We start from the raw sequence: 11,979 nt of genomic DNA, 5'->3' as shown, positions 1-11,979 counted from the left end.
TGTGTTCCGTAGACGTGACACCCGCAACGGGTGTCGTCACACCCACTACGGGTGTGGCGTTCTCCGAGCACACATCGCCCTGGGCGCCGGCCCTCCGCCCTCCTCCCACCGGCCGCCGGGGCGGCAGGGCGGCAGGGCGCTGGGGCGGCAGGGCGGCCGGTGGGCGGAGGGCGCCGGGGCGGCAGGGCGCCGGGGCGGCAGGACGCCGCTGACGCTGTCCCTGGACTCCAGCGTGTGGCACGGGCCGGCCGCCAAACGCAACCAGCACCACGATCACCGGCTGGCAGCGCACGCAGGAACGAATCCCCGTCCGGGGAGACGGGACACGGAGGGTGCGTTCGTTTCTGAGGGAGATCGGCGAGAAGGCCCGGCCAGCAGCAATGACACCCCGGCAACCGCCGCCGGCATCATCCATGACCGCCACTTGCGGCGCTGACCAGGCGAGACGCGGGACCACCGCAACGATCATAAGTTTCCAGCTAACTCAGAAACGAACGCACCCGTGGCAGGGCGCCAGGGCGCCGGAGTGGCAGGGCGCCAGGACGTATCGTTGGTGCGCTGTGTGCGCCCGCCCGGCGGGCAGACGGGGCCGAGCGATTCGGCACGCACGCGAGGCCCTGCGCGGTCGCTCACGAGTGTCACAGCGGTGCTCGGGGCACACCGTCGGTGCGCTGTGCGCCCCGCCCGCCCGGCGGGCGTACAGGCGGGCGGACGGGCGATTCGGCCAGCAGGGTCGGCGCTCACGACCAGCCGGAGTGGATCACCGTGCCGTCCGGGTTGTACGGACACGCCCTCCGTGCCGCTTGGCGTGTGGAGTAGAGGTGCGAATCGCACCTCTACTCCACACGCGGAGTGTCCTCAATCCCTGAGGGTGAGGACCCGGGGACCGGACTCGGTGATCGCGACCGTGTGTTCGGAGTGTGCGGTGCGGGAGCCGTCGGCCGAGCGGATCGTCCAGCCGTCCTCGTCGTAGCGGATCTTGTCGGTGGTGGCGCAGAGCCACGGCTCGATCGCGATGGTCAGGCCGGGGTCGAGGCGGATGCCGCGGCGGGGGCGGCCGTGGTTGGCGACGTGCGGGTCCTCGTGCATGGTGCGGCCGATGCCGTGGCCGCCGAACTCGCCGTTGACGCCGTAACCGTAGGAGCGGGCCACCTCGCCGATGGCCGCCGAGATGTCGCCGAGGCGGCCGCCGGGCTGGGCGGCCTTGACGGCCGCGTCCAGCGCCACCTCGGTGGCCTCGATCAGTTTGAGGTCGGCCGGGTCGGGGGTCCCGACGATCACCGACAGGGCGGAGTCGGCGACCCAGCCGTCGATGCCGACCGCCATGTCGATGCTGAGCAGGTCGCCGTCGCGCAGCACGTAGTCGTGGGGCAGGCCGTGCAGGACCGCGTCGTTGACCGACAGGCAGAGCACGTTGCGGAACGGGCCGCGCCCGAACGAGGGGGCGTAGTCCCAGTAGCAGGATTCGGCGCCGCGTTCGGCGATGCGGCGGCGGGCGTGGTGCTCGATGTCCATCAGGTTGACGCCGACGTCGGCGACGCCGCTGAGCTCGGCGAGCAGTTCGCCGACGAACCGGCCGGTCACCGCCATCCGGTTGATCTCCGTGGCGGACTTGAGCTCGATCACGACTGCCTCCCCGACATGGCACGGTATTTCTATACCGGTATTTGTATACCACGCCCGGTGGGGGGATATGGTGCTGGCATGGTTCGCCAACCGCTCACCGCCGAACAGATCGCCGCGGGTCAGCGTCTCGGCGCCGCCCTCCGGGTCGCGCGCGGCGACCGGGGGCTCGTCGAGGTGGCCCTGGCGGCCGGGATCTCACCCGAGACGCTGCGCAAGATCGAGGCGGGCCGTCTGCCGGCGCCGGCGTTCGGCACCGTGGTGTGCCTGAGCCAGGCGCTCGGCGTACCCCTGAATGATCTCGCCGATGTCTGGCTGGCCGACATGCCGGTGCGGCAGGCGTCGTGACCGCGCCCGCGCCCGCCGGGAGGACGACCCGGCGGGCGCGGACGGCCGTCAGGGACGGCCCGCGAGGCCGGCCTCGACCAGGGCGGGGAAGTAGCCCTTGGCCTGGCCCGCGGCGGTGGGGTGCAGGACCGTGTCGTTGCGGAGGCCCTCGGCGCCGATCAGCCATGGCCGGGCGGTGCACAGCTCGTGCCCGCTGAAGGGCCGCGCCACGTCGGCGTAGCGGACCCGGGACTGCCGGGCGGCCTCGGCGATCGCCGCGTTGAGGCGGTGGATCACCTGGTTGGAGCGCACCCGCAGGGCCGGCTGGACCGGTACGCCGACGCAGCGCCGGGTGTGGGCGAACGGCAGCGGGTACCCGGTCACCACGATCCGGGCCTTCGGGGCGGCGGTGGTGACCGTGCGCATCATCCGGGCGAGATCACGCGGCAGGGTCGAGGACAGCTTGCGGTTGATCGCGGCGTGGCCGGTGCGGCAGGCGGCCACCCGGGCGCGGCTCTGGCAGGCCAGCATGACCTGCTTGACGCCCAGGTCGTTGGCGCCGACCGTGAGGGTCACGAGATCCGTCTCGGGGCTCAGCGTGGCGGCCTGACGGGTGACGACGTCGTCGACCGTCGCCTTCACGCACGCGGGGAAGCGCAGCGTGATGGCGCCGCGCGCCTGCCGGGCGAGCAGGGCCGGGTAGGCGGCTGAGCTGCGGCCGCAGTTGTCCCGGGTGGGTGCGGCCCCGTATCCGGCGGCGACGGAGTCGCCGAGGGCGACGTACTGCAGGGGCTCCGGCGCTGCGGAGCGGGCGGCGACGGCCGCGGGGGCGGCCCAGGCCGTCGAGGTCATCGCCACGGCTACGCACGCGGCCATGACGCGACGGAAGATCGCGGTTGGGTTGGGCATGACGTTCTCCGAGTCGGGGGGATCGCAAACGGACATTGGGATCATAAGGGAGCATTCACCCCATTCGTACGAGGCGCGCTTTAGGTGGCGTGGTGTCCGATATCGTGAGGCGTCGATGTGACTTGCGGAGGCGCACATGATCCATCCGGCCTGGCTGCCGTTCGAGGCGTTCCGGGCGATCGGCTCCCGGCGGGTCGTGGTCCACGGTGAAGGGACGCTCGCCGGCACGGTCCGCCACGAGATCGCCCGGGCCTGCGGTCGTTTCGGCGGCTCACTCGTACCGGAGGGGAGGACCGCGGACCTGATCCTCTCGATCGCCGGCCCGGGCGGCGAGGGTTTTCGGCTGGGACGCCACGGTGACGCCACCCTGATCAGCGCTGACGGACCGCCCGGCCTGCTGCACGGGCTCTTCGAGGTGGTGCGGCGCGGCGAGCGGGCCTTCGACCCGGATCTCGCCGACGAACGGCACGTGCCCACGATGGCGCGCCGCATGCTCGACCACTGGGACAACATCGACGTGCACCCGGTGATGGGCCAGGTCGAGCGCGGCTACTCCGGCGGCTCGCTCTTCTGGTCGGACGGGCGGCTGCGCGACCTCGACCGGGTCCGCGACTACGCCCGGCTGCTCGCCGCCTCCGGCGTCAACGCCGTCGCGATCAACAACGTCAACGTCCACACCACCGAGACCCGCCTGCTCACCGATCGGCTCACCGAGGTCGCGGCTCTGGCTTCACCGTTCCGGGCGTACGGGATCCGCGTCCACCTGTCGGTCAACTTCGCGGCCCCCGTGATCCTCGGCGACCTGTCCACCGCCGACCCCGCCGACGAGGCCGTCCGCGCCTGGTGGAAGAGCACCACCGCCCGGGTCTACGACACGGTTCCCGACCTCGGCGGCTACCTGGTGAAAGCCGACTCGGAGGGCCAGCCCGGCCCGTCCACCTACGGCCGCAGCCACGCCGACGGAGCGAACATGCTGGCCGGGGCCCTGGAGCCGTACGGCGGGGTGGTCCACTGGCGGGCCTTCGTCTACAACCACCGGCAGGACTGGCGGGACCGCACCACCGACCGGGCACGGGCCGCCCACGACCACTTCGCGCCGCTCGACGGCCGGTTCCGTGACAACGTGATCCTCCAGGTCAAGCACGGTCCGATGGACTTCCAGGCGCGGGAGCCGATCTCCCCGGTGCTGCTCGGCATGCCGTCCACCCGCCTGGCCGTGGAGTTGCAGGTCACCGCCGAGTACACCGGTCAGCAGCGGCACCTCTGCTACCTGCCGCCGATGTGGAGCGAGGTGCTGCGTACGGTCGCCGGTCACGTGTCCGGCCTGGCCGCCGTCTCGAACGCCGGCGACGACCCGTTCTGGACCGGGCACCCCCTGGCCCAGGCCAACTTGTACGCCGTGGGCCGTCTCGCCTGGGATCCCAGCCGCGATCCGATCGCGATCCTGGACGAGTGGATCGACCTGACCTTCCCCGGCGCCTCCGCGGAGCTGCGCGAGATCCTGCACGACCTGATGGACGAGTCCTGGCAGACCTACGAGCAGTACACCGCCCCGCTCGGCGCCGGCTTCATGGTTCGCCCCGGCCACCACTACGGCCCCGACGTGGACGGCTACGAGTACACGCCGTGGGGCACCTACCACTTCGCCGACCGGGACGGCGTCGGCGTGGACCGGACCGTCGCCACCGGCACCGGCTTCACCGCCCAGTACCCGCCCGCGTGGGCCGAGCGCTACGAGTCACCCACCACGTGCCCCGACGAGCTGCTGCTCTTCTTCCACCACGTGCCGTACGGCCACGTCCTGCACAGCGGCGTCACGGTGATCCAGCACATCTACGACACCCACTTCGCCGGCGCCCACCGGGTCCGCGCCATGCGCGACCGCTGGCAGGAGGCTGCCGGGCTGGTCGACCCCGCCCTGCACGCCCGTGTCACCGAACGCCTCGACGAACAGGTGCGAAGCGCGGCGGAGTGGCGGGACCAGATCAACACCTACTTCCACCGCAAGTCCGGCGTCCCCGACGCCCACGGCCGCCGCATTCATTGACGCGTGTCCCCTGGACCGCGCCGGTGACGGAGAGACGGACGAACGCGCCGGCCGGCGCCCCGCCTCGGGCACGGCGGGTCGCAGGTATACACACACCCTCTCGCCGGCCGGTGAGGCGTGCCGGACATGAACGCCCCGGGACCCGGCTCGCCGGGTCCCGGTCACCCTCGCACGGTGAGGGTGACCGGATGAACTCCGGCGATCAGCCGGCCCGGCGTGCGGGCCGTCACGCTGCCCGGGCTCCGGCACGACGGTCCGTCTCGAAGCCCCGGGGCGGTGCCTCAGCCCGGCCGCTTGGCGCCCGAACGGACGAACACCGGCATCGTGTCCAGCGTCGTCGTGACCGTGGCGACGGTGCCGCCCCGGTACTTCTCGCCGGTGAAGTAGTCGGTCCAGGTGCTGCCCGGCGGGAACCACACCGTGGTCGACGCGCTCGTGCCCGGCGTGGTCACCGGCGCCACCAGCAGATCCGGTCCGTACAGGTACTGGCTGCCGGCGAAGGCGTACGCCTCCTGCTCCCGCGGGTACGCGAGGTACATGGCCCGGGTGATCGGGGTGCCGGTACGGGTCGCCTCGACCGCCGCCGCGTACGTGTAGGGCTGGAGCTTCCTGCGCAGGTTCAGGAACTTCTTCGCCGACGCGCCGGCGGCCTCGCCGTACTGCCAGGGCAGCCGGTCGCTGTGGTTGGAGTGCAGCCGGTCGATCGGCTGGAACGTGCCGGCCTGCACCCACCGGGCGTACAGGTCGTCGGGCAGCTTCGTGCTGCCCGGCTCGCTGCCCGGCTCCTGGAGCCCGCCGGTGTGCCCGCCGATGTCGTGGCTGATCGCGGCGAGGCCGGTGGCCGCCGACTCCGCCGGGGTGTAGCCGACGGTGAACCGCAGCGTCTCCCAGTTCGAGATGGTGTCGCCGGTGAAGTGCAGCGTCGTGCGCTTGTCGGCCCACGGCCCGGTCGGCACCGGTCCCGGGTTGGCGTAGCCGCCGGCCTGCAGCGACCCGTACGCCCGGGAGAACGCGAAGCCGGTACGGTCCGCGTACTCCTTGTTGATCAGCGTGTCCCCGGTGATGTCGGCCCGCGACGAGCGGGTCGCGTCGCAGCACCAGTCCAGCCACCAGAAGTCGACGTCGGCGTTCATCTGATCGTGCAGCCAGAAGTACGCCTTCAGCTGGTCGGCGTCACCGAAGTCGAACACGTAGCAGTCGGGCCCGCCGTTGCAGCCGGTGCGCTGGAGCCTGCCCCCGGCGATCTCCTGCGCCCGCGGGAACAACGGGTCGGAGCCGAGGATGCTCGGGTGGATGTTGAGGCCGGTGCGGATCCCCTTGCGGTGCAGGTCCGCCGCGAACGCGTTCCAGTCCGGGAACCGCGACTCGTCGATCGACCAGCCGTTCCACTTGTCCGGCGCCTTGAAGTCGGTGTCGACCACGAGCACGTCCAGCGGCACGCCCTCGCTGCGGAAACGGGACACGATGTCGGTGAACTGGGCCGCGGTCCGGTCGTAGTACTCGGAGTACCAGACGCCGTACGCCCACTTCGGCAGCAGCTTGGTGGGACCGGTCAGCGTGGACAGCTCCCGCAGCGCGCGGCGGTAGTCCTGGCCGTACGCGAAGACGTACCCGTCCTGGTGACGGGCCGGCGTGTGGACGGCCGAGTCGTCGAGCAGCGACCAGCCGTCGGCGAACAGCAGGCCGGCGTAGGTGCGGGCGCCACCGTTGACGCCGTCCAGGGCGCGCCGGTACCCGCCGAGCGGCGCGTGCGGCGCCAGCAGCGGGGCGGTGCGGGCGGTGACCGCCACCGTGTCCACGTTGACGTGGCAACCGGTGCCGGTCGGGCATCCGAGCGCCACGGTGTTCGTCCCGGCCCGCAACGCGACGGAGACCTCCTGGGTACGCCAGAAGTCCCATCCGCTGGTCGGCGCCAGGGTGGCCGTGACGGCGGGGCCGTCGTTCGCCGTCACCGACACGGTGCGGCTCTGCACCGGCTGGCTGCCGGCCTGCCCGTTGGCGTAACGCAGCTGGACCCGGTAGTCGCCGGCGGCCGGCACCCCGGTCACGGTCAGCGTCACCCCGGCGTCGGTCCGCTCCAGACCGGCCAGGAAGCCCTCGCCGGAGTATCCGTTGTGGTCGTCGGCGGATTTCGCCCCACCGGCGCGTGCGCCGGTGTCGGCCTCGCAGAGCGTGCCGAACGCGCACGGCTGCGGGCTCGGCGGCACCGGCGCGGGATACGCCTCACCCGCGGCGAGCAGCGCGAGGCTGTCGACGTTCACGTTGCCGGAGTCGGCCGGTGTGCGGACCAGCGCGATCTCGTGGCGGCCGGCCGCAAGCTGCAGCGGCACCGAGGCGAGCGCCCAGGTGCCCCAGTTCGCGGTCGGCGGCAGGGTGAGCGTGCCGGCCGCTGTGCCGTCGACCGTGACGGTCAGCGTGCGGCTGACGTTCTGGCCGTCGCCGCCGGTGCTGTTGGCGTAGCGGACGGTCAGCTGCCGGGTGCCCGCGGCGGCCGGGGCGGCGGCGAGGGTGAGCGCGGAGCCGGTGCCCTCGAAACCCGCCGCGAAGCCCTGCCCGGTGAAGCCTCCATGATCGGCGGCCACGCTCAACCCGGCCAGGGCCAGGTCCTCGGCCTCGCACAGCACGCCGGGCGTGCACTCGGGAGCGCCCTGACCCGCCCACGGCGCGGCGGTCACGGCCTGTCGTCCCGTGGTCAGCCGTACGCTGAGATTGTCCTCGTCGAACGGCCCGGAGCCGACCCGGTAGCGCAGCGTGGCGGCGCCCGTGTCGATGGTCAGCCAGCCCTTCGAGATCCGCTTCGTGAAGCGGGTGGGCCGGAAGTCGTCACGCCCGATCACGTTTTGCGTGTCCCCGTCGGCGAAGCGGCCGCCGGGGGAGTACTCGGTCCTGATCAGGGTGGGGGAGAGGATCTGGAATCGAGCGTCACCCGAGATGACGGTCTGCGATTGCCGGACCTTCCCCTTCGTGGACTGCGGTGGCCCGCCGGTGGCCTGGGCGTTTGCTGGTGACATCGGCAGCGCGAGGCTGCTCGTCACCAGGGCGAGGGAGGCCGCGGCGGCGATCCTCCGTTGAACACGAACGCGCACTGTCGCACCCCATCGGTCGCGAACGAAACTTATCGATCACCAACGTGTCATTTGCGCGAAACGATTGTCAATGGATCAAACAAACCCCGCCGGTTCCGGAACAACGCAGGTGAGGCGCCAGGCACGTCGCTCGGTTCGACCCGCTTACGGCCGCACTTGCGCATCCGGGACCAACGCGGCCGCAGCGTCTCTCGCGTTCCGGAAAGCGACGTCACAGGTCCCCGGTGGGCGCCGACGGGCGACCGATGTCAAACGCGGGTGGACGTGCGGGTGACCACCCGCCAGGCGTCCCGGTGGGACGCCCGGGTGGGCCGGCCGAGCGCCGCCCGCGCGCAGTCGGCGCCCTGGTCCCGCAGGGACTGCGCCACCGTGGTGAGGCCGGCCGGCGCGGCCGCGTCGGTGTCGTCCCAGCCGGTCACCGCCACGTCGGCGGGCACCCGCAGCCCGGCGCTCGCCGCGGCGCGCAGCGCGCCGAGGGCCAGTTCGTCGCTCATCGCGGCGATCGCGTCCGGCGGATCGTCGCCCCGGAACAGTTCGGCGGCGAAGCTCTCACCCTCGGTGACGTGGTTGAGCGGGCACGCCGCCAGTCGCAGGTCCGCGGGCGCACGGCCCCAGGCCTCCAGGAAGCCCGCCCAGCGCCGGCGGGTGACGTGGTAGCGGATCTCGCCGGCCCGGTCGCCGCCGATCAGCTGCCGGGCCCGGCCACGATCGAGCGGGAAACCGAGCACGACCGGCCGGCGGGCCCCGGCGAACGCGGCCCGCCCGATGGCGACGGCCGCCGCCCGGTCGTCGACGCCGATCGCCGGCAGGCCCGGCCGTTCCGGCCCGGCGTGGATGATCGCGGGCAGGCCGGTGCCGGTGACCGCGTCCAGGATCGGGTCGTCGTCGCTGGTCGTCCACACGACGAACCCGTCCACGGCCGCCTGGGCGACCCGCTGCGCGTCGGTGGCGGCGCCGGTCACCGGGACGAGGGTGAGCCCGACCCCTTCGGCGGCGCACACGTCGGAGACCCCGGCCAGGAAGCGAGCCGCCTGCGGGTCGTCGAACGCGTAGCTCAACCGTTCGCCGAGGACGACCCCGAGCGAGCCGACCCGCCCACGGCGCAGCGACCGGGCGGCCGGGTGCGGGCCGGGGTAGCCGAGCTGCCGGGCGGCGTCGCGCACCTTCGCGGCGGTCTCGGCGGAGACCCGTCCCGGCTGGGAGTACGTGTACGACACCGACATGGGTGACACCCCGGCGGCCCGGGCGACCTCGCCCATGGTGGGTCGTCGTCTCGGGTTGCCGGGGTCGCGTGTCATGGCGCAGACTCTATCTGTGTATCGATACACAGATGAGGCGAGATTCGTACGGGACGCGCCGACCGTCCTCTCCTACGCCGTGCTCGGCGCCTTCACCTTCTGGCTGTATGCGTTCGGCCCCGCCGTCACCCTGCTCCGCGACGAGCTCGGATTCTCGTACACGCTGCTCGGCTTCTACTCGGTGCTGTGGTCGCTGGGGTCCGCGCTGGCCGGCGCCGGTTTCGCTTTCGCCGCTCGCCGCCTGCCGCGTGACGTGCTGCTCTGGGGCTCGGCCGGGATCAGCACGGTCGCGGCGGCGATGTTCACCCTGGGCCGGAGCGTGGCGGTCACGCTGTCCGCCGCCGTCGTGTTCGGCGTGGCCGCCGCCGCCCTGGTCGCGGTGACCCAGGCGATCCTCTCCGACCGGCACGGTGCCCGTCGCGACCAGGCGCTGACCGAGGCCAACATCGGCGCCGGCGCGTCCGCCGTGCTCGGGCCGTTGATCCTCGGCGCGCTCGCCGCCGGAGCGCTCGGCTGGCGGGTGGCGTTCGCCCTGCCGGCCGTCTGCCTTCTGGCGCTCTACCTGCGCTATCGCGGCACGCCGCTGCCGGCGGCGCCGCAGCGCCACGAGACCGGGAGGGCCGGCCGTCTGCCGGTGGCCTGCCGGCTCTTCGCCGTTCTGACCGCGATGAGCGCGGCCATCGAGTTCTGCCTGGTGTATTTCGGCCCGCAGATGCTGATCACCACCGGCCTGTCCGCGACGGCCGCCAGCACGGCGCTGAGCAGCAACTACCTCGGCATCCTGATCGGGCGGGCGCTGGGATCGGCGGTCACCCGCCGTCCCGGGCGGAGCATCCCCCTGCTGTACGCGTCGCTGGCGCTGACCTTCGCGGCGTTCCTGCTGTTCTGGCTCGCCGACCATCCGGTGCCGGCGATCGCCGGCCTGTTCCTGTGCGGCGCCGGCGTCGCCAACCTGTACCCGCTGGCCGTGGGACTCATGCTGGACGCCGCGCCCGGCCGGGGTGACACCGCCAACGCGCGATCCCAGGTGGTGCTCGGCCTGGTCACGGCGGCGTCACCCTATCTGCTCGGCATTCTCGCTGATCGGTACGGGCTGAGCGCGGCCTTCGTACTGGAACCGGTGATGATCGCCCTCTCCGTGGCCCTGCTCTGGACCGGCCTGCGCGCCCACCGCCGAACCGGCCATCCGGCCTGAACCCGAATCCCCACCGCCGGGCCGGCCGGTCCTTGACCCGGCGGGCCGGTCCTTGACCCGCCGGGCCGGTGCCTGACCCGGTCAGTTCAGCTGAACCCGGTCGATGAGGCCGGCCGCGGTGAACGCCTTGACCAGTGCGTCGCGTCCCTCGGTGAAGTGCGCCCAACTGTCGAAGTGCACCATGACGACGCGCTTCGCCCCGAGGATCCGGGCGGCCTCGGCGGCCTGCCCGCTGTCGAGGGTGAGCAGCGCGCCGTCGAACAGCGCGGTCCGCACGGCCCCGGCGAACAGCAGCGCCGTGTCGATCGGCCCGAACCGCCCGGCGATCTCCTCGACCAGTTCCAGTGCGGCGTTGTCGCCGCTGACGTAGACCGACGGCAGTCCGTCGCCGGTCAGCACGAATCCGGTCACGTCGCCGGTCACCGGCTCGCAGCCCTCGGGACCGTGCCGGGCCGGGACGCCGGTGATCGTGACCGCGCCGACCTGGACGGACTCCCATGCCGCCAGGCCGCGGGCCGTGCCGCCGAGCCGCTGCGCGCCGCTGACCGTGGTGAGGGTGAGCGGGACGTCGGCGAGCAGCGCGCGGCCGGAGTCGTCCAGGTTGTCGGCGTGCTGGTCGTGCGACAGCAGGACCACGTCGATCCGCCCGAGCGAGTCCGGGGTGGCCGCGGGCGGGGCCAGCTTGGTCAGGGTGGTCCCGCTGGGCGAGGTGTAGCTGCCCGGCTCGTCGAAGGTGGGGTCGGTGAGCAGGCGGAGGCCGCCGTACTCGAACAGGGCGGTGGGCCCGCCGAACGTCCGGACAGTGATGGCGTCAGACATGGAAACCTCACGGATAGAAGTGCTGTCATCCGTGAAGCTAGCCGTTTGTCACGGAAGAACGCAAGCTGTACCGTGAGGCCCGTGATTCCCGCGGCACCCGGCGCCGACCGGCATCCCGGCCTCGACCTCGCCAACAGCCGGCTCTCCCTGCCCGGCGGCCAGGCCGTCGACCTGCTCGGCACACCGGAGGAGGCGAGCCGCTGGCTGATCGAGCGGGACCTGGCGCCGGCCGCCGCGGCCCTGCACGAGGTGTGCGCCGGACGGCTGCGCGCCCTCCGGGAGCGGATCCGGGAGTTGTTCGCGGCCACGATCCAGGGCGCCGAACCGCCCGCGACGGCCCTCGCCGCCGTCAACACGGCGCTCACCCGGGTCCCGACCGCCGCCGAGCTGCGCTGGGACCCGGCCGGCGGCCTGCGCCGGGTCGCGCCGCACCCGACCGACCAGGCCGTCGACCACGCCCTCGGTGTGCTGGCCGCCGACGCCGCCGACCTGCTCACCGGCCCCGACGCCGGGCGGCTGACGGCCTGCGACTCCAGCCCGTGCATCCGCTACCTGCTGCGCAGCGGGCGCCGGCACTGGTGCTCGGTGCGCTGCGGCGACCGTGCCCGCGCGGCCCGCGCCTACGCCCGCCGCGCCGACCGCGGCTAGGGCCGGGTTCGTCCCGCACGGCCTGGC

General features: G+C 72.9%; 9 protein-coding genes. 4 read left to right on the top strand and 5 right to left on the bottom strand.

Annotation, left to right across the window (positions count from 1 at the left end):
- Positions 1-858: 858 nt before the first annotated feature.
- Positions 859-1,626: a type I methionyl aminopeptidase gene (map, locus tag AB0I88_RS01515; protein ID WP_361017107.1), complete on the bottom strand. Its 768-nt coding sequence runs from the start codon at positions 1,624-1,626 to the stop codon at positions 859-861.
- Between the two features lie 78 nt (positions 1,627-1,704).
- On the opposite strand from map, the gene AB0I88_RS01510 reads away from it, so the two are divergent.
- Positions 1,705-1,971: a helix-turn-helix transcriptional regulator gene (locus AB0I88_RS01510; protein ID WP_361017105.1), complete on the top strand. Its 267-nt coding sequence runs from the start codon at positions 1,705-1,707 to the stop codon at positions 1,969-1,971.
- A gap of 48 nt (positions 1,972-2,019) precedes the next feature.
- Here the strand turns inward: AB0I88_RS01510 and AB0I88_RS01505 are convergent, their stop codons facing one another.
- The gene (locus AB0I88_RS01505; RefSeq protein ID WP_361017103.1) at positions 2,020-2,859 is read right to left on the bottom strand and encodes an SGNH/GDSL hydrolase family protein; all 840 of its coding nucleotides are present in this window, start codon (positions 2,857-2,859) and stop codon (positions 2,020-2,022) included.
- 136 nt (positions 2,860-2,995) lie between these two features.
- On the opposite strand from AB0I88_RS01505, the gene AB0I88_RS01500 reads away from it, so the two are divergent.
- Positions 2,996-4,906, top strand: coding sequence for an alpha-glucuronidase (locus AB0I88_RS01500; protein ID WP_361017101.1), 1,911 nt, complete (start codon positions 2,996-2,998; stop codon positions 4,904-4,906).
- Positions 4,907-5,187: 281 nt separating this feature from the next.
- Here AB0I88_RS01500 and AB0I88_RS01495 read toward each other — a convergent pair whose 3' ends face one another.
- Both AB0I88_RS01495 and AB0I88_RS01490 read right to left on the bottom strand, forming a co-directional pair.
- Complete coding sequence (locus AB0I88_RS01495; RefSeq protein ID WP_361017099.1) at positions 5,188-7,992, bottom strand: TIM-barrel domain-containing protein; 2,805 nt, start codon at positions 7,990-7,992, stop codon at positions 5,188-5,190.
- Between the two features lie 248 nt (positions 7,993-8,240).
- Positions 8,241-9,290 carry a LacI family DNA-binding transcriptional regulator gene (locus AB0I88_RS01490; protein ID WP_361017097.1) on the bottom strand — a complete coding sequence of 350 codons (1,050 nt, stop codon included), beginning with the start codon at positions 9,288-9,290 and terminating at the stop codon, positions 8,241-8,243.
- A gap of 16 nt (positions 9,291-9,306) precedes the next feature.
- On the opposite strand from AB0I88_RS01490, the gene AB0I88_RS01485 reads away from it, so the two are divergent.
- Positions 9,307-10,485 carry an MFS transporter gene (locus tag AB0I88_RS01485; RefSeq protein WP_361017096.1) on the top strand — a complete coding sequence of 393 codons (1,179 nt, stop codon included), beginning with the start codon at positions 9,307-9,309 and terminating at the stop codon, positions 10,483-10,485.
- An 81-nt stretch (positions 10,486-10,566) separates the two neighbouring features.
- Here AB0I88_RS01485 and AB0I88_RS01480 read toward each other — a convergent pair whose 3' ends face one another.
- Positions 10,567-11,304, bottom strand: coding sequence for an MBL fold metallo-hydrolase (locus AB0I88_RS01480; RefSeq protein WP_361017094.1), 738 nt, complete (start codon positions 11,302-11,304; stop codon positions 10,567-10,569).
- Between the two features lie 72 nt (positions 11,305-11,376).
- On the opposite strand from AB0I88_RS01480, the gene AB0I88_RS01475 reads away from it, so the two are divergent.
- The gene (locus AB0I88_RS01475) at positions 11,377-11,952 is read left to right on the top strand and encodes an ABATE domain-containing protein (RefSeq protein WP_361017092.1); all 576 of its coding nucleotides are present in this window, start codon (positions 11,377-11,379) and stop codon (positions 11,950-11,952) included.
- The last annotated feature ends 27 nt before the right edge of the window (positions 11,953-11,979 follow it).

This window comes from Actinoplanes sp. NPDC049802 (assembly GCF_040656595.1).
In the GTDB taxonomy this organism is placed as follows: Bacteria; Actinomycetota; Actinomycetes; order Mycobacteriales; family Micromonosporaceae; genus Actinoplanes.
This window is presented reverse-complemented; position numbering and strand designations above follow the sequence as displayed.

Bases quoted from the DNA above. Each gene is read 5' to 3' on its own strand.
- AB0I88_RS01510 (WP_361017105.1), top strand. From the start codon at position 1,705: ATGGTTCGCCAACCGCTCACCGCCGAACAGATCGCCGCGGGTCAGCGT.
- AB0I88_RS01505 (WP_361017103.1), bottom strand. From the start codon at position 2,859: ATGCCCAACCCAACCGCGATCTTCCGTCGCGTCATGGCCGCGTGCGTA.
- AB0I88_RS01500 (WP_361017101.1), top strand. From the start codon at position 2,996: ATGATCCATCCGGCCTGGCTGCCGTTCGAGGCGTTCCGGGCGATCGGC.
- AB0I88_RS01490 (WP_361017097.1), bottom strand. From the start codon at position 9,290: ATGACACGCGACCCCGGCAACCCGAGACGACGACCCACCATGGGCGAG.
- AB0I88_RS01480 (WP_361017094.1), bottom strand. From the start codon at position 11,304: ATGTCTGACGCCATCACTGTCCGGACGTTCGGCGGGCCCACCGCCCTG.